The sequence below is a fragment of the Agathobaculum sp. LCP25S3_E8 genome, from assembly GCF_052117165.1.
Classification (GTDB): domain Bacteria; phylum Bacillota; class Clostridia; order Oscillospirales; family Butyricicoccaceae; genus Agathobaculum.
Genome location: NZ_JBQKJR010000039.1, coordinates 1 through 17473, shown reverse-complemented (window position 1 = coordinate 17473; position 17473 = coordinate 1). Strand labels below are relative to the sequence as shown.

The window sequence follows — 17473 nt, the reverse complement described above, 5'->3', positions numbered from 1 at the left end:
CCATTTGGACAAAGAGATGGTAAATTTTTATATTGATGACATGAAAGAAACAACCACCAGTATAACACTGGTGGTTGTTTCTTTCAGTTGTTGCATGGTTTTGCTGTCATGTCTGCGCGAAAGAGGTTGTTTTACATAAGAATAATGAAACTCATGTGAATACTGCATTTCGGCATTCAAAGCGTCTCGCCGTTGCTCTCAATGACCTTCTTGTACCAATAGAACGATTTCTTTCGGCTACGTGCGAGTGTTCCGTTACCTGCGTCATCCCGGTCGACATAGACAAAGCCATATCGCTTGCTCATCTCACCAGTGGATGCGCTCACCAAGTCAATCCACCCCCACGGAGTGTACCCAATAAGGTCCACACCGTCCTCACAGACCGCTTTCTTCATCTCCTGAATGTGCGCACGCAGATATTCAATGCGGTAATCATCTTCAATGGTTCCGTCTGGCTGCACGGTATCCTTAGCGCCTAGGCCATTTTCGACGATAAAAATCGGTTTCTGATAGCGGTCATAGATTGCGTTCATCGTGATGCGCAGCCCTACCGGATCAATCTGCCAGCCCCATTCACTTACCTTCAGATAAGGATTCTTGAGGGACTTAAACACGTTGCCTGCAGTCTCCGCACCGTCTACCGGTTTTGCACTAGTTAGACGCGAAGCGTAATAGCTGAACGCCACATAATCCACGGTATACGTCTTTAGTATGTCCAGATCGCCCGGTTCCATCTCAATCTTAATGCCTTGACGCTCGAGATACTTCTTCGCATAACAGGGATATTCGCCGCGGGACTGTACATCGATGAAGAAATAGTTTTCTCGATCCTTCTGCATGGCTTGCAGCACATCGTCCGGATCACAGGTATATGGATAGAACTGTCCTGCTGCCAACATGCAGCCAATCTTGTTTTCCGGATCAATCTCATGCGCGAGCTTGGTTGCCAGCGCAGACGCAACCAGCTCATGGTGTGCTGCCTGATACTTGACCTGCTCCTTATTCTCCCCTGCCTCAATGCGAATACCCGCACCCATAAAAGGTAGATGCATGAGCATATTGATCTCGTTGAAAGTCATCCAGTAGTGTACTTTTCCCTTAAAGCGCTCAAAGATGGCCTGACAGTATTTGAGATAAGCATCAATGACTGTTCTGCTCTTCCAGGATCCGTAAGTATCCACTAGATAGATAGGCATGTCAAAGTGGCAGATGGTCACAACCGGCTCAATATGGTTGCGGATGAGTTCATCAATGAGTTCTTCGTAAAAACGCAGACCGGCTTCGTTCGGTACAGCTTCCATACCAGTGGGGAAAATACGCGCCCAAGACATCGAGAAACGATAGCACTTAAAGCCCATTTCCGCCATGAGTGCCACATCCTCTTTCATGTGCCCATACATATCAATGGCGACTCTGCCCGGATAGTAGCTGTCAGCGGGCAGTGAGCGGTAATCCATTTTACCACTCATGACGGGACGACGATTTTCTCCCCAGGGTACGACATCCACTACGCTCAAACCTTTTCCGCCCTGATCCCAACCGCCTTCACACTGGTTGGCCGCGGTTGCGCCGCCCCAAAGAAAATTATCAGGAAATTTCAATGTAATACCTTCTTTCCAAACTGTGTTGTCAACGGATGGCTTTGATGATACTGTCGCCAGGCTGTACATCCTGACCGGTGACCGTCAGAATATCACCGAAATCGCCGCTGTTGCTTACGATGACTGGTGTAATTACGTCGTAGCCCTCCGATTTGATGGCATCGGGATCGAACTCCAGCAACAGATCACCAACCTTGACCGAATCTCCGCTCTTGACACATGCCTTATAGTGTTTGCCGTTTAGTTTTACTGTATCCAAACCCACATGAATCAAAATTTCCGTACCATCTTCCGCAGTCAGTGCAACCGCATGGAGGGTATCGAATACCATCTCAACCTTGCCTTGCACCGGAGAGAACACCTTCCCCTCAGCCGGAACGATTGCAACGCCCTTGCCCAGGATCTCTTCCGCAAATGTCGGATCATTAACCTCGGACAGCGGGACGCACTTGCCCTTGATCGGCGCATATACCTCGCTGCAGCTGCTGGCTGCTATGCTGGAAGCCGCTTTCTCAGATTGTTCCGTCGGCTGTGTCGTCTTCTGCTTCTCCTCGACCGGATCATGATACAGAACAAACGAGATGATAAACGAAATCACGAACGCGATTGCAGCACCTACACATGCAAAGCCCAGATCTCGCAGACTGTCGCCGCCAATGTAGGACGGCAGGGTCATCAGACCAGGGGAACCGCCAGAATAGTTTCTGACACGGAACAGGCCCATAAACAGACCACCAACTGCACCGCCGATGACTGCGGAATAGAGCGGGGTCTTAAAGCGCATGTTGATGCCGTACAGAGCCGGTTCGGTGATGCCACATACTGCGGTGATACCAGCGGAAGATGCCAGCTGCTTGATCTCGGAAACTTTACTTTTGATTGCAACAGCCAGAGTTGCACCACCCTGTGCGATGTTGGATGCCAGATTGGCGGGGTAAACGATGGTATCATAGCCCAGTGTCATACGATTGTTGATACCGATCGGAATGATGCCGTAGTGGGTACCGGTCATAACCAGCAGCGGGAACAAGCCGCCAAGCAGCGTCGGTACCAGCCATGCGCAGTAGGTCTCCATAGTGGTGATAGCTGCCGCGATAAAGTTTGCGATGATATAACCGATTGGGCCGAGTACAACCAGACCGGCAATGCCGACAACCAACGCGGTAATCAGCGGTTTGGTAAAGAACTTGACTGCCTTCGGAGAAATGCGGTCGGCAATCGGCTCTACATAAGACATAAACCAGATGATTAGGATAATCGGGATAACAGACGACGAATAGCTTGCGCCATAGATAGGCAAGAAGCCCAGTTTAATCGTTTCGCCGCTCTCGGTAGCTGCTGCGACCATGCTCACGAAGGTCGGATGGAGCAGTACACCGCCGAGCATCATGGCAAGATACTGGTTGCAACCGAACTTTTTAGCTGCCGAGTTTGCCAGCAGGATGGGCAGGAAGTAGAATGCCGCATCGGCCATGAAATTGATAATCTGATAGCTCTGATCGCTACTGGACACGACGCCAAAGGCAACCAGCAAAGAGAGCACAGCCTTAAGCATGCCGGCCGCAGTAATTGCAGGCAGGATGGGGGTGAAGATGCCAGAAATCGTGTCAATGAATTTGGCGCCAATATTTTTCTTGTCCTCTTGCTTAGGTACATTGCTGTCCTTAATATCGCACAGTGCAACGATCGGCTTATATACGTTTGCCACGTCGCTACCAATGATAACTTGGTACTGTCTGCCGCTTGAGACAACACCCATAACGCCCTTCACTTTTTTGAGTTCATCGGTCTGCGCCTTGCTCTCATTGACCAGATTGAAGCGTAGGCGCGTTGCACAGTGGGTCAATCCACTGACATTTTCCTTTCCGCCTACAAGCTGTAGGATGGTTTTTCCCAGCTGATTGTAATCCATTCAAACTCATCCTCTTTTTTTGTGTTCCGAAAAATAAAAAACCCGAAACAAAACAGATTGTTTTGTTTCGGGTATAGCCTACTCTAGGTAGTGACAATCCCTATCGATTAGATGTAATACGACGCAGGTGCACGGTCAGATAGATAAGCTCATCCTCGGTCAGCTCTTTTCCGTACTCCTTCATCATATAGTCGCGCACCTTCAAGGTGCACAGGTATTCGTTGCGATATTGTTCCTTCAACGCAAGTAAAAAACCCTTGTCCGGCTCATTGATCTCGGTATCGGTAAAAACCCTCTGCACAAAAAATTTCAGATGGGTTAAAAAGCGCTCATAATGCAGAGAATATTCATCAATTTCCACCTTAAAATGGTATTTTACAATGGACAAAATGCGTTCGATTACGTGCATCATCTCAGTTGTGATGCCCAAATCCATAGAATCCATGGTAGCGTTGACCAAGTGGAGCGTAATAAACCCGGCCTCGTCCTCAGGAAGTTCAATATTAAGACGGCGCTTGATGATTTGCAGCGCATCCTTTGCGATCAGAAATTCATGGTTATAAAAGCGGCGAATCTCCCATAGGAGGGCGTTTTTGACGACAATCCCCTGCTTAAACCGCTCTACTGCGAAGCAAATATGATCGGTCAGTGTAATGTAAATATTGTCGTTTAACTTTTTCCCCAAGGAAAACTTGGCATAACTAATCACTTCATTTGCCGTTTGAATATATTCCTCCGGGACTCGGGTCAGAAGCTCTTCGAGCTTACTGTTTTTGTCCTGCAAGGTATAAACTTGAGTGATTTTGCTCTCATCCACCGCACTTCCGATTTTTTTCTGGAATCCGATGCCGCACCCCATTAAAATGACATATTGTCCTTTATCATTGATCGAACGAACCAAATTGTTATTGATAATTTTCTCAATTTTCACCGTTCTATCACCTGCTTGATGTATTTCTCCGGAATTTCAAAATTTATGGCATAAAAAAAATACCATATGCCAAAGAAGATATACATCCCTTTTGCAACGGTATAGCCTGCATCACCAGTAACAACCCTATTACATATTTTATTATATGATGACCGCGCAAAAATGTCAATTGCAATCTAATTTCTCTGGTTTTATTTGGATATTTACACAATATATGAACAAAAGAATCATGCAACATGCTGTAATCCAATTAGATTTCACCAGATCTATCATACAGCGTTAAGTTGAAATAATGCAATTTCTCAGAATTATATCTAAACGAAGGCAAATATATTTGGTACCACGCAATTAAAAAACCGGTTTACTTGTGCTGAATTTGAAATTATCTTTCTCATATCTATAAGACACAGTCTGGGAGCTGTTCGTCCAGATATGTTTCCAGAAGCGCGAGTTCGCTGCTAATGTTTAAATCCTTCTTGCGACTCCCATAGATTTCCCATGTGTAATCCCCTGCCAAAGAAATAGCTTTCACATGTAAATAATTCTGCATGGGGAAAAGCGGAGTAACAGCGAGTCCCGATTTTTCTGTACAAAGTCTGTAAAGTGTGCCTCCGTCCATGGTCTTTGCAATCACCTTCGGTGCAAAACCGTGTATACGGCAGGCAACAATGAAGTCGTGATAGATCTGAAAAGATTCATTCATGAGGATCAGGTTTTCATTGCGCAACATATCCAGAGAAATGACTTTCTCGTTATATAAAGGATGACCCTCGTAGACGAGCAGAACAACAGGACAAACACAGCGCAGCTTTTGTGCCAAGTTGCCGGCATGGGCATTTCCAACGACGAATCCATAATCTATTTCAGAAGAAAGAATCTTCTGAATCAGAATCTGGTTAGAATATTCGCACCAGTGAATCTGAATTTCCCGATGCATCTCAATGAACTGATAAAGAATGTTTAATGGAAACAGTTGGAGTGTGCCAGTGGCGAAACCGATTCTCAGCAATCGGTCTTCTTCTATCCTCTCCATACGGGATTGCAGCAGCTGCAAATCCTTACAGATTTTTACACACTGTTCATAAAAAAGATCCCCACTTTTCGTAGCAAATACGCCGTTCTTTGTCCTGTTGAAAAAGGTTGTGCCGAATTCTGCTTCCAGGTTCTGAATAATTTTCCCCAGCCCTTGCGGTGAGATAAACAGTTTCTTTGCCGCAGCATGTATGCTTTTTTCTTCATAAACACTTCGGAAATATTCCAGATGCATTGTATCCATTCCCCATTCTCCTGAAAAACAAAGTAGTGTACATCTCGTACACTACTTTATTTTAGCAGATTCAAATATGGTTTGCCACTTCAAATGCGTCCCAAATTGCATACATGATGTTGGAAACTTTTTTCGCATCTCCAAGAAGATAGATTTCTGGCACTTCAAATTCTAGTTCCTGATACAGAGAATTTTCTTCCTTATAGCCTACTGACAAGATTACACTGTCGCAGGAAATCTGCTTCTCACCATCTTTTCCGACAGCAGTCAGGACACCGTTCTGATAACCCGTGACTTTTGCTCCGGTGATAATGTCGATTCCATTAAAGGGCAGTAAAGCCTCCAACATATCTTTATTGGCATGGCAGAGCGGACCGTTTACTGCCATGATCTTGTCCAGCGTTTCTACGATTGTGACTTTTTTACCGTGCTGTGCGAGCCAGAGTGCTGTCTCGCAGCCGACCAGCCCCCCGCCGACAACAACGGTCGAATCTCCGCAGTCCTTCTCCTTCAAGAGTACCTGAGAGGCAGTATATACATGTTCGTCATCGTCCAGAGAGAATACTTTCGGCGAAGATCCGGTAGCAACGATAAGCGTGTCGAAATCTGCGTTTAGGACATCTTCTTTTGTCAATGCAGTATTCAGATGGACGGGTACATTCAAGCGCTTTAGTTCTCTGGTATACCAGTCGGCCAATGCGATGTCATCTTCCTTGGATTCAGGTGCTCCTCCAGGAATCAGATTGCCACCCAGACGGTTTGTTTTTTCAAAGATTTCAGGTTTGTGACCTCTTATGGCCAGTACCCTTGCAGCTTCGCATCCAGCGACGCCTCCGCCTATAATCAGCACTTTTTTGGACCGAATGATGGGTTCATAGGCTGTGACTCGTTCTCTTGCCGCTTGAGGATTGACGGCGCAGTTGATCAGGGAATATTCTGCAACACGGCCCATGCAGCCCTCTTGACATGAAATACAGGGACGAATCTCACCGAGACGCCCGGATCTCAGTTTGTTGCAGTAGTCGGGATCGGCCAGAAGCGGACGTCCCAAATCAATCACATCACAGACCCCGTTTTGGATTGCTTCCAACGCCATGTCCGGATTGTCCATACGTCCGGCACAGAAGACAGGAATATTTACGACTTCTTTGACCATTTTACAGTATTTCCGATACAGCCCTTTTTCCTGATACATCGGCGGATGATTCCACCACCATGCATCGTAGGTTCCAACATCTGTGTCCAGTGCATCGTAACCATAGGATTCCAAAAGTTTTGCGGCTTCCAGCCCCTCTTCAGTATCCCTGCCCTTTTCCTCGAATTCCTCGCCCGGAAGAGCACCTACTCGCCAATCCTTGATCATACTCTTTACGCTGAAACGAAGAGTAACCGGAAAATCCTGTCCGCAGCGTTTCTTAATTTCTTCTACAACTTCCTTTGCAAAACGAAGACGGTTTTCAAGAGAGCCGCCGTATTCATCTGTTCTCTGATTAAACAGGGAGATTGCAAACTGATCCATCAGATATCCTTCATGTACGGCGTGGATCTGCACACCGTCGAATCCGGCGCGTTTTGCGTGAAATGCGGCTTCTCCGAATTGTTTCACAATGGCATGGATCTCGTCGACGCTGATTTCACGGCAGATTTTGTCCAGCCAGCGGTGCGGGATAGGAGAAGGTGCGATGGGAGGAATGTCACCCACATTGGTTGGAATCGTCACACGTCCGAAACCACCGCTTAGCTGCAGAAAAATTTTACTTCCGTATGCATGAACTCGTTCCGTCATCTCGCGGCTTGTCCGAACAAAATGGACCGGCTTATAAAGCGGGTTTGGGACATTCGAAGGGTCCTGCTTCTCAACAATCTGGTCGAAAAATGTGACTCCAGTGATAATCAGACCGGTGTCTCCTTTGGCACGCTCCACATAGTAGTCGATTCCCCGCTGATTCCAGCCGCCGTTTGCATCTGCAAGACCCAGAGGCCCCATTGGTGCCATTGCGAAGCGGTTCTTTAATGTAATGCTTCCTACTTTGACAGGAGAAAATAGTTCTTTGTACTTCATGATAACTCCTTCCCTAAATATAGATTTAAACTGCGGAACACCTGTGCAGCACTTTATTTAATCATATATCAAAAAGATAAAGGAATGGTATCAGAAGATTCTTTCCACATGGAAATAAAATGATGTCAGTCGTTTTCATATTTTTCGGGTGTGAGTTAGACCTTGTTTGAAAAAAAGGTTACACAATAGTAAGATAAGCGTTCCATGAAAATTGTTTCTTCATTATCAAACCGACAAAAAGAGCAAAAATATCGAAATGTTGACTTTGCACATGATAAGTTCTGCACTTGTAGTGCAAAGAGGTATACTATATAGATACTAACATGACATTTCGGTTAGATAGTCAAACCAAGGCCAGAATGACGGAGATTTGCGCTCTGCTAGGCATGACCACCTCTACTGCCTTTCATATATTAGCAAATACCTTTGGGCGGGCCCATTGTATGCCGTTTTCTGTAAAATCGAATTCTCTTCCGTCCACGGTAACACATGCACAGATGCTGTCCGATGCAGATAACATTTTAAGCGCTTTCGCCCAGGACTACAAGAGGATGGCCAAATGATCTGGATTACAGTAGACAATGCGATTGCCATCCATTCCTATGTCATTGAAAAGAGCGGTGGCCTGGATGGGCTGCGAGACAGAGATATTCTGAAGTCTGCTATCTCTTCACCACTCCTGTCTTTTGGCGGAACAGAATTGATTCCAACCGACCTTGAGGAAATTGCCAAACTTGGTTTTGGATTAGCCGCCAACCATGCGTTTTTAGACGCTAATAAGCGCATCGGTGCCATGATGGTGTAAGCTTCTGCTTAAGTAGAGGGTTATATGCCCCATCTACAGCAGAGCGAACTGACAGAGATTTTTATTGACATTGCCGACGGTTCCGCAAAAGAGTAAGATTTGCTGCAATGGCTTAAACAGCACTTATAGCATAATCCTTATTGTTGTTCTACCACAGGAGAGATAACGAAATTGTTGTCTCTCCTGCTTTGTTTTAAAAAAAACGTTAAAAACCTGACTACTGCATATGCCCTGATATGCTCCACAGCGTTCTTAAAGTGCTTATACCTATGTTGGTCGAGAATAACGCGATGCTCTATATTTTATCCATATCGAGTGATATCGAAGATTTATATTCATTCTTGTCGAGTGTTGTCAAGGATTTGCGTAGCGCCTCCCTACCAAGGCAATGTAAATTTTTTTGACATCTTTATGCAAGATTATGTCGATTGAGGTAAAACCGGCGTAGTCAAAGTAACATGACAAAGATGACGAAAATATTGAGCATCGGTCTAGTGTGCTGTCTGCCAGCTTCTGTATTAACGATGAGCGCAGGCGCTTGTAGAGACACCACTTCTTTATAAATCCAATTTCCTTGAGTTCCTTGTCCAAGTTTCTCACCACTTTGTAGGCATAGGCCTTTGCTCCATCAAGACAAGAGCAACTTCATCGGTATGAATAAATAACTGGTGATCAAAATAGTTCTTCCTTTTATTCGCATATATGTTAATTAGATAACAGTTATTTTATATTAACATTAAAGCTAATACATATTATATTAGCATTTTTGTTAATTAAATCCTTGCTTTTTCATTTGCCGTACGATATACTATTTATAAAAGGCGGTGTATTCATGACTGTAGGAGATAAAATCAAGATAATCAGAACTTTTCGAGGCATGACACAAAAGCAGTTAGCTATGGAAGTAGGCCTCGAAAATAAGGGTGCAGAAAATCGGATTGCGCAATATGAAATCAACTACCGAGCGCCTAAAAAAGAACTCCTCGACCTAATATCCAAGGCGCTTTCTGTCAATCCGCAAAACTTCTACGACCATGCGCCTGGCTCTATGGAGGCGTTTTTCCATCATCTATTATGGCTGGAAGAAGAGTTTACTGGTGTTCTCAATTTGTTTCAGATGCATCGGTATCCTGATTCCTATAATTTATATGACAATTTTGTACTGTATCACGACAGCGATGACTGGCCTCCCCGTGAGCCTGTGGGAATCTACTTTGACTCTCTTCCAGTAAATGATTTTCTTAAAGAATGGTTACTGCGCAAACAAGAGCTGAAAGCAAAGGAGATCACCCCAGAGGAATATTTTGAATGGAAACTTAATTGGCCGGATACTTGTGACGATTGCGGGAAACACGAACCTAGTATTCCATGGCGGAAAGATAAATAAGGACAAGCAAAAAAACCGTCCTACTGAATGACAAATTCAGTAGGACGGTTTTGCTTGTCCCTTGCAATAATGCCTAACTCAACCGGTAGATACTTTTAGTCTCATCTCAGTATCATTCAGCAAAGCAACAGGTCAAAAAGCCTGTATTTGTGCGGGTTTTAGCCTTTTGGACGCCATTCCCACTCGCCGAGTTGAATCCATTTCTAAACTTTTTTGTATAGAGGATTTGACGTGATTTAATTTGACGCAGATTATCCTTATCCTAAGGTCTATTCGGACTTTTGCTATCAAAAATCTATCCCAGCCATCCTATCAAGGGTTTTGCTTGAGATGAACGATTGGGTGGTTTAGGGGTATTATAACAAATCAAATGTTTTTTTCATAGCAAATATACGAGACATCAACAAACAAAAGCGCATTGGTATTTTCGAGTATAAAAGATTAACTTCATTTTCTAACGCGATATATTTCTATTCACGGTGTCCAACGCGAATTTGCAAGTCTATAATCCATTTTCAACAAAATTCAAATTTGTAATTAAGGTATCTTTTTACTCGATCTAAATCAATCTCTCCGTTAAGATAATCTTTTGGATGGATAGAAACAATCAGTTTACTAACAACTTTATCCTCAGATTGTACAAAGCAATCGATTGTCTTTTGGCTTACAATTTTCTTTATTGCTTCTCGTATTGCAGTTCTCCCCGAGCCAATGAGTGGAACACAGAGTGTATCACAATGTCCCCTCCTTCGAATTGCATCAACTACTGCAATCAGGGCGGTGGTTACATTTTCGATGGTCTGCTTTCCCTAGAAAAGCTCGCTCTTTTGCGCGACTGCACTGTCGTTCCCGCTTTATGCTACAGCACATTATCGATTGTCTACCAACGCTGCACAGCGTTCCGCCTGTGCCAAATACGGCAGGATAAATTCATCTACCACCTTTTGGTATTCGAACCTTGGCTCTTCCTGAATGGCATCATACAAACGGATGTATGTCGACTGCATCTTGAGCACAAACGCTTCTGCCGACCCGGTTTGATTCATGCGGGCGCACAATGCGTCCTGCTGCGCGGCATCCATGCCATCCGCCGGGAAATCCACCACAGCGCTGAGCTGGAAGCTCTCATAGGCCTCGTCACCCTGCACCTTGTAGTACAGCGCCGCATAGGGGCTGCCCTGTGCAATATCCAACTCCAGATACGGCAATTCACCTTCCGTCATCACCAGCCGGGAGGCAACACCCCGCGCCGCCAACTCCTCTGTCAGAGTGTTGCACCGCGCCATCACACCGCCAAAACCAGGCGGGAAAATCAGGGCATCCGGCGGCACCAGCTTGCTGGTCTGATAAGAGGTTTGCCGTGCCAACATCGCACCTGCAAGCAATCGCTCGATCAACTGCTCGCTAGACTTGCTGGCTGCCGTTACCGTCAGGGTGTCATACTGCGGATACTTCTCCTGCATCGTGCGGAACGCCGTTTGCAACAGCGCTACCAGAGCCTTCCCCCACTCTGCCTGTGCCACATAAGCACCACTGATATGCAGGCATCCATTCGCCTCGCACATGATTAACAGCGCGCAGATCTGCTGGTTATGTACATAGGCCAGACATAGCGGAGGCAGTACCTTGCCCGGCGCATGCTTCATAGATAAGAAGGACAGTTCATCCGTCTGTGATAGCTGGGAATACGCCAACGCTGCCTGCGCGGGCAGACTGCGCAGGGGCATGATATGCTCCTGCGTTGCTACGGACGGCGTGGGAAGCGTTGCAAAATAGCTAGTTTTCAAGTTGGCGACCGGGAGACGGAACAGGGTTTCGCCTTCCTCCGGAAGCAGATAGCCATGGCGCAAAAACAAGCTGTGTAGTGCTCTGGCCTGCTCGGGCGCACAGGAATACGCGACGTAAATCTGCGGCAACCCCATGGTGCGCGCCACATTTTCGACTTCCCGCAGCAAGTCAGCAGCCACCCCCCGACGACGATAAGGTTCCGCTACAAAAAGGGTCAGCAGGCGCAGCACGTCATTGCCGGGCGACACTCCCGCCGCGCCGCAAATCACATCGCCACAATAAGCCGCAAGCACCAGCCCATTTTGCTGCAGCGCTGCCTGCTGGCTGCGGAACAGAAACGGCGCAGCCTGTTTGCGCTCCTCTCCGCGGAGCAGGCGTACCAAAATTTCATCCATAGCTGCTTTTTCCTTTCCAACCGTTATTCGTTAAAATAAATATCATCTACGGCATTCATAAAATCATTCAGCTCCATGTGGAAGGTGCCGGAGTTGTCGGACTGCGCAAACAGGCCCTGTGTGTTCGCCTTCACATCATAGTGCACGCGTCCGTCTTTTTCGGTTACCTTAACATACCTCCGCTCCATACGCGCCCAAGGATTGCGCAGCGTAACATATTTTCTGCCGTCAATCTCCTCGCAGCCGACCACCGAATAGGCATGCTGTTGCACAAACCCAGCCTCCATCGATTCTCCGTTCAGACCATGTCCCTGTATTTTTTCCGGAATAAAACTCTGCGTGCCTACCGAAACTGGCTTGCCGTGTTCCAATGCCTGCCGCATCGCATCATATTGCATCGCGGCCCAGCGTGTATATTTGGGCGTGCCATCCACGTTTTGGGCAAAACGACGGTACTCAAGTCCGGGTATGTCCAGATTCGCATAAAAGCTTTCCATATAATCGGCAATCTTGCGCATCTGTTCGTCAACATATTCATCGTCATCAGGATGCTCATTCCGAACATCCCGAAGATAATTCATATAATAATCTGGATTTGATTTCCAGTTCCTCCAATCCACCATGGTTTCCCGTAAATCTTCAATCGTAAGCGCTGACTTGGCATATCGAACTTGCTCGCCCTTGGTCGTATAGCTGCGCAAATAACGGTGTTCCAGCTGACTGTGCAAACCGACTTGCACTACCGTAATCATGTTCGGATCGATTTGCATAGTGCTTTTCATTTCATTCTGTCTCCATGTCATGGATAGCGGATCTAGATCACCACCTAGGCCTACAAATTGTTCCAACGGGGTAATGCCTTGTTGACTCACCCGCTTCTTGGGGATACCGGTTAGCGTCTCTAAGAAATCGTCGCTGTGCCCACCTTCGATCTGTTTGTAATTACGTTTTCCCTCAGCCCGCTTCTCATTATCTTTGATATGTAGACCGGACGCGGCATAGGCTTTTTGGATCATCTGCACCCACAACGAATTGGCGGTGTAAGCATCCACTCCGGCCAGACGCGGCACTGTCTTTTTCACTGTCACATAAACCGGATGCGTAGCCACTTCGCTCTGCGAAAGATCAAACAGCTCCTTTTTCTCGGTTTTTAACCGGTTTATGATCGGAGTAACTGTTTCAAACTGCTGAACCATCTGCTTCAGCACCTCTGTCACCTTCAACCCGCTTTGCCGAGCCTGATTAATCGTCTCCAACATGGGGGCGAATTCAGGATCCGCGCACACCTGGGCGGCCAGGGCCTCTGCCTGTGGGAGATGATTCAGATCCATACTGTGGAGCAAGTCCTGCAGACCAATTCGTTCTACCGCCAATTCAAACGTTTTTTTGGGTAAATTCTCTAGTTCTTTTTCCAGCTCCTCCTTTTTCTGCTTATCTGTCTCCTGAAGGATTTGCTCAGAGAGCTCAAGAGTCTTCTCTATATGTTCCGGCGTACTCTGCAGCGCGCTTCCCAAATTATCGCGATGATTGATATATGCTTCTGATATTTGGTCTGCTTCCGTCTTATTCACTTTCTTCCAATCCATAAACAGGCGCACTAGTAAATCCTGATCGCTCAGCTTTGTGGGATCGGATTCTAAGGCTCTCTTTTGGACAAATGTCGGTAGGTCTATTATCTCGTCGCAACCCTTTTTGAAAAAGCGCACTGTTACGGTGCCATCCCCATTGTCCCTCAGGCACTCTTTCAGTTTTTCCGGCGTATTGAGCACAAGTGAGCTAATTGCGGCTTCCAGATAGCAGTCGCCCAGCAAGCGCTGTTGGACATCGTTGACAGATGGCTCGTGCGCAAACAAGGGCTGATCTTTCATATCTACCCAGCTGGGCTTAATGCCAGCTGCGATTGACGTTCGTTCAAACTCCTTCTGACTGTAATCCACACAGCATTCCTGCTCCATATCCGAAGGAAGCTCCAGCTGCCCATCTGTAAAGGTATCAAAATACAGCCGGTAACGGTTGATGATAACACTTTCAGGATCCTGCGCATCCGGAGTCGCTGGGTGCCGATGCAGCAGTTTCCGGGCTTTGGCCAGCGCCACGGACTGCTTGTCCGTGCTGGTCGATTCCAAATTCATAGAAGCGTAGGCTTTGATAGCATCCATTACCGCTTTGTACTGCTTGCTGCCGCGAAGTTTCATATCTAATTGGACATTTTGCAAAAGATTTTCCTGAAATGCATTTTTCCGCACATCCGAATAATTTTCACGCACCTGATCGCGGCTGAGCGGCGCAACTTCTTCTGTTTTCTTTTTGCGCTGTGTCCGTGTGGGCGCGGCATCGACCGGCGCTGCGGGCCGCTGCGTCTGCTGTACCTGTTGTGCTCGCTGTTCCTGCTCCTGCTGTATTTGCTGGACGGCCAACGTCTGCACCTGCTCTACTTCCTGCTGTTCCGCCTGTACGACAATCGGCGCCTGCGCCTGCACCTGCTCTATTTTCTGCAACGGATTGCACATTTTTTTCACTCCTAGCTCATGAAGTTATCCTACCCCATCTGGTCAGCGATATAGAAAGACCGCATACATCGGCCTGTAATGCTAATAGATTATTTCCTAATCATACCACATAACCCACCAAAAATGCAAGAAAGCAATCCCTTACTGTACGACCAGATACGCTGGACTTGCCAGCGGATAGTGCCTAAAAATCTTCTATCGGCATCCTTGTATTATAGAGTAGTAGTGATTAGAACCCCTCTCCAAGAGCTGTGCTACACTGTAAGGGATGCTGTGGATTGGTGTCAGCCTCCTACCACAAGATGGTTCAAGAAAGGTTCCAACCACAGCCCCTTACAATTTTGTTAATCAGTTAAATACCGCCAGACGGTTTATGTGGAACAAGTCTACAAAAGTAAGGTGCACTGTGGATGAGCATCACAAATTTTCCGCTGGAGGTTTCCGTATGATAGTTTCTGTTGGTATCGATGTATCAAAGGATAAGCATGACTGTTTTATCGTAACTTCGGAGGGTGGAGCCCTGGCGGATGTGTTAACCGTCTCCAACAACATACATGGTTTTTATACGCTGCTGGAGAGAATCTGGGACTGCACTACACTCCAAGACAAAATAAAAGTAGGGCTTGAGGCAACCGGGTATTACAGCTATAACCTGCTTGGTTTTCTTCTTGACAACGGTCTAGCCACCTATGTCTTGGACTCCTTGCGTACAAACCTCTACCGGAAGAGACTCAGCCTCAGAAAAACCAAAACAGCCCGAGTAGATGAACGCATAATTGCGGCTATGCTTTTGTCCGATGTGGACCTCAAACCCTACACAAAGACAGCATACCACAACGAGGGATTAAAGTCACTCACGAGATACCGTTTTGACAAGGTGAAAGAACGGGCAAAGCTGAAAAGCTCTATTTCTCGATTGGTTTGCATCTTGTTTCCCGAACTGGAAAAGCTGGTTACCATGCTTCACATGGTCTCTGTTTACGCCTTACTGGAGGCGTTCCTCAGCGCCAAGCAGATTGCCGGAGTACATCTGACAAGTCTGAAAGCGCTTCTTGAAACAGCCTCAAATGACCGCTACAAACAGGATATCGCTGTGGAAATCCGAAAAAATGCCAAGAGTTTTATTGGCTCATGGATGTCCGCCAAGTCCCTTGAGTTGCAGCATACCATCCGAATGCTCCGGGGACTGGATAACGAGATAGCTGAAATTGAGGGTAAACACTACAATTCGCACTTTCCCATGCCGCCAATAAGTTGGTTCGTCTGATATTTGCTATGGAAAAATCCAGACAACCCTATTCCCAGCTGGCGGAGTAATTTCATCCTGTTAGCCTACGCCGGGGGCCTTGCGGACCTCAGCTTTGCTATACCTTTTCTGAACGGATCTGTTTTCACCCCCCACCATTCATTTTCGGGGTTGCCTTTTAATAGTTAATCTTCCTTTTTTTATTGACGCTAAGCCGATGCGCTTAGTCCATTATCATCATACTAAGCATAATAGCTTATGCCAATTGGAGTGCGCAAATAAGTTAAATAAAATTGTTTAGGATTCCCTTGGCTTTACTAAGCATTTCTGCTACGCTTTTTCTAAAGACAACCAAAGATTGGAGTTGATGATATGGCGATCGGCGAACGGATTCACTTTTTCTGTCTCCTGCGTGGGATGACACAGAAATATCTTGGCATGGCGTTAGGCTTCCCGGAGAAGTCTGCCGATGTGCGCCTTGCTCAGTACGAAACAGGATCAAGAACCCCAAAGGCAGACCTTACCGCTGCCTTGGCCCAAGTACGGGATGTCTCGCCCCATGCGCTCTCCGTCCCGGACATAGACTCCTATGTGGGGCTCATGCACACCTTGTTTACCCTGGAGGACAACTACGGGCTGAGAGTCACGGAGCAGGACGGTGAGCTTGCCTTACAGGTGGATTTCTGCAAAAACAAGGACGCCGCCCGGCTGCATGAAATGCTCTGGGCCTGGCGGGAACAGGCGGCCAAATTGGAAGCCGGTGAGATATCTCAGGAGGAGTACGACCACTGGCGTTACCACTACCCGGAGTACGACAGCAGCCAGATCCGTGCCAAGGTGCCGCCGGAGGGCCTGATCTGACCCTCTCACTTGTAGGCCACAGGAAAGGCCACTTGTTGCACGAAATGCGAAAATTCAGATAAATGAGAGCAAAACAAAAAAGGTCTAACTGATTAGCAAAAATCAGTTAGACCTTTTCTCTTAGAATAAAAATCCTGCGTATTCGCAAGCCACCCGATTTTTCTTTTCAAACTCAATAAATCGGGATTTGGCGAGTGCTATCAATCTGCTATCAAATGGGGAATTTAAAGATCAAAAAGTCAGTGTTTTCAAGGGTTTGTGGACCCTCATATCCACTTTTTGCTTATTCCCACTCGTTGTTGGGCATCATATTTAACGGATTTTGCTTCATAAATTTGATACCTCATTTTTTTGATTATTTGATGTGTCCATATTATCCAGCCCTATACGATGGGCTGTTATCAAATTGTTATCGGTGGTGATAACGGGGGGTAGCAGGGTTGTTGTTTTCTCTGGTGGTTTACAACTACATTTTACCACGAAAGGCAGGGAAATGCAATAACCATCCTTGCTGTGGCGTATCAAGGAATCTTACTGAACATATGGCGCACCTTATCCAAACGGCTGTTTGGACGACGGGGCTGGATGATTGGCTCGCCGACAGCGGCCTGATATCCTTTCAGCTCTGTAAGGCATACGCTCCGCCCGTTGGTGTAAAAGGCCAGATCAGTACGGTATGCCTGTATACAGCGGGCGGGAATCTCGCCA

General features: G+C 46.6%; 13 protein-coding genes and 1 pseudogene. 5 read left to right on the top strand and 9 right to left on the bottom strand.

Features of this window, described 5'->3' with window-relative positions:
* Positions 1 to 176: 176 nt before the first annotated feature.
* The 5 genes from ACTQ34_RS12520 to ACTQ34_RS12500 all read right to left on the bottom strand — a co-directional run bounded on the left by ACTQ34_RS12520 (position 177) and on the right by ACTQ34_RS12500 (position 7773).
* The gene (locus tag ACTQ34_RS12520; protein WP_441364129.1) at positions 177 to 1607 is read right to left on the bottom strand and encodes a 6-phospho-beta-glucosidase; all 1431 of its coding nucleotides are present in this window, start codon (positions 1605 to 1607) and stop codon (positions 177 to 179) included.
* Positions 1608 to 1629: 22 nt separating this feature from the next.
* Positions 1630 to 3513: a beta-glucoside-specific PTS transporter subunit IIABC gene (locus tag ACTQ34_RS12515; protein ID WP_441364116.1), complete on the bottom strand. Its 1884-nt coding sequence runs from the start codon at positions 3511 to 3513 to the stop codon at positions 1630 to 1632.
* Positions 3514 to 3613: 100 nt separating this feature from the next.
* Positions 3614 to 4444, bottom strand: coding sequence for a BglG family transcription antiterminator LicT (gene licT / locus ACTQ34_RS12510; protein WP_441364115.1), 831 nt, complete (start codon positions 4442 to 4444; stop codon positions 3614 to 3616).
* A 397-nt stretch (positions 4445 to 4841) separates the two neighbouring features.
* Positions 4842 to 5720, bottom strand: a complete 879-nt coding sequence (locus ACTQ34_RS12505) for a LysR family transcriptional regulator (protein WP_441364114.1) — start codon at positions 5718 to 5720, stop codon at positions 4842 to 4844.
* 61 nt (positions 5721 to 5781) lie between these two features.
* Positions 5782 to 7773 carry an oxidoreductase gene (locus ACTQ34_RS12500; protein WP_441364113.1) on the bottom strand — a complete coding sequence of 664 codons (1992 nt, stop codon included), beginning with the start codon at positions 7771 to 7773 and terminating at the stop codon, positions 5782 to 5784.
* A gap of 323 nt (positions 7774 to 8096) precedes the next feature.
* Here ACTQ34_RS12500 and ACTQ34_RS12495 point away from each other — a divergent pair, with 323 nt between their 5' ends.
* The 3 genes from ACTQ34_RS12495 to ACTQ34_RS12485 all read left to right on the top strand — a co-directional run bounded on the left by ACTQ34_RS12495 (position 8097) and on the right by ACTQ34_RS12485 (position 9965).
* The gene (locus ACTQ34_RS12495; RefSeq protein WP_441364112.1) at positions 8097 to 8336 is read left to right on the top strand and encodes a type II toxin-antitoxin system RelB/DinJ family antitoxin; all 240 of its coding nucleotides are present in this window, start codon (positions 8097 to 8099) and stop codon (positions 8334 to 8336) included.
* Positions 8333 to 8578, top strand: a complete 246-nt coding sequence (locus ACTQ34_RS12490) for a type II toxin-antitoxin system death-on-curing family toxin (protein WP_441364111.1) — start codon at positions 8333 to 8335, stop codon at positions 8576 to 8578. Before ACTQ34_RS12495 ends, ACTQ34_RS12490 begins: the two co-directional genes overlap by 4 nt.
* A gap of 832 nt (positions 8579 to 9410) precedes the next feature.
* Positions 9411 to 9965, top strand: a complete 555-nt coding sequence (locus tag ACTQ34_RS12485; protein WP_441364110.1) for a helix-turn-helix domain-containing protein — start codon at positions 9411 to 9413, stop codon at positions 9963 to 9965.
* A gap of 515 nt (positions 9966 to 10480) precedes the next feature.
* Here the strand turns inward: ACTQ34_RS12485 and ACTQ34_RS12480 are convergent.
* From ACTQ34_RS12480 to ACTQ34_RS12470, 3 genes are all read right to left on the bottom strand, one after another.
* Positions 10481 to 10762 carry a macro domain-containing protein gene (locus ACTQ34_RS12480; RefSeq protein WP_441364128.1) on the bottom strand — a complete coding sequence of 94 codons (282 nt, stop codon included), beginning with the start codon at positions 10760 to 10762 and terminating at the stop codon, positions 10481 to 10483.
* 72 nt (positions 10763 to 10834) lie between these two features.
* Positions 10835 to 12148, bottom strand: a complete 1314-nt coding sequence (locus ACTQ34_RS12475; RefSeq protein WP_441364109.1) for a GNAT family N-acetyltransferase — start codon at positions 12146 to 12148, stop codon at positions 10835 to 10837.
* A gap of 23 nt (positions 12149 to 12171) precedes the next feature.
* Positions 12172 to 14658 (bottom strand): C2 family cysteine protease, encoded by a 2487-nt coding sequence (locus tag ACTQ34_RS12470; protein WP_441364108.1) that lies wholly within the window; start codon positions 14656 to 14658, stop codon positions 12172 to 12174.
* A gap of 448 nt (positions 14659 to 15106) precedes the next feature.
* On the opposite strand from ACTQ34_RS12470, the pseudogene ACTQ34_RS12465 reads away from it, so the two are divergent.
* Positions 15107 to 15871: pseudogene (locus tag ACTQ34_RS12465) on the top strand (IS110 family transposase); the annotation flags it as partial.
* A 405-nt stretch (positions 15872 to 16276) separates the two neighbouring features.
* Positions 16277 to 16765, top strand: a complete 489-nt coding sequence (locus ACTQ34_RS12460; protein ID WP_441364107.1) for a helix-turn-helix domain-containing protein — start codon at positions 16277 to 16279, stop codon at positions 16763 to 16765.
* A gap of 521 nt (positions 16766 to 17286) precedes the next feature.
* Here the strand turns inward: ACTQ34_RS12460 and ACTQ34_RS12455 are convergent.
* Positions 17287 to 17473 (bottom strand): hypothetical protein (locus ACTQ34_RS12455; protein WP_441364106.1); only part of this gene is annotated, 187 nt, incomplete at its 5' end.

What these genes read in the sequence shown, in the direction of transcription:
- ACTQ34_RS12515 (WP_441364116.1), bottom strand. Translation starts at nt 3,513, where the DNA reads ATGGATTACAATCAGCTGGGAAAAACCATCCTACAGCTTGTAGGCGGA.
- ACTQ34_RS12505 (WP_441364114.1), bottom strand. Translation starts at nt 5,720, where the DNA reads ATGGATACAATGCATCTGGAATATTTCCGAAGTGTTTATGAAGAAAAA.
- ACTQ34_RS12500 (WP_441364113.1), bottom strand. Translation starts at nt 7,773, where the DNA reads ATGAAGTACAAAGAACTATTTTCTCCTGTCAAAGTAGGAAGCATTACA.
- ACTQ34_RS12495 (WP_441364112.1), top strand. Translation starts at nt 8,097, where the DNA reads ATGACATTTCGGTTAGATAGTCAAACCAAGGCCAGAATGACGGAGATT.
- ACTQ34_RS12490 (WP_441364111.1), top strand. Translation starts at nt 8,333, where the DNA reads ATGATCTGGATTACAGTAGACAATGCGATTGCCATCCATTCCTATGTC.
- ACTQ34_RS12485 (WP_441364110.1), top strand. Translation starts at nt 9,411, where the DNA reads ATGACTGTAGGAGATAAAATCAAGATAATCAGAACTTTTCGAGGCATG.
- ACTQ34_RS12475 (WP_441364109.1), bottom strand. Translation starts at nt 12,148, where the DNA reads ATGGATGAAATTTTGGTACGCCTGCTCCGCGGAGAGGAGCGCAAACAG.
- ACTQ34_RS12470 (WP_441364108.1), bottom strand. Translation starts at nt 14,658, where the DNA reads ATGTGCAATCCGTTGCAGAAAATAGAGCAGGTGCAGGCGCAGGCGCCG.
- ACTQ34_RS12460 (WP_441364107.1), top strand. Translation starts at nt 16,277, where the DNA reads ATGGCGATCGGCGAACGGATTCACTTTTTCTGTCTCCTGCGTGGGATG.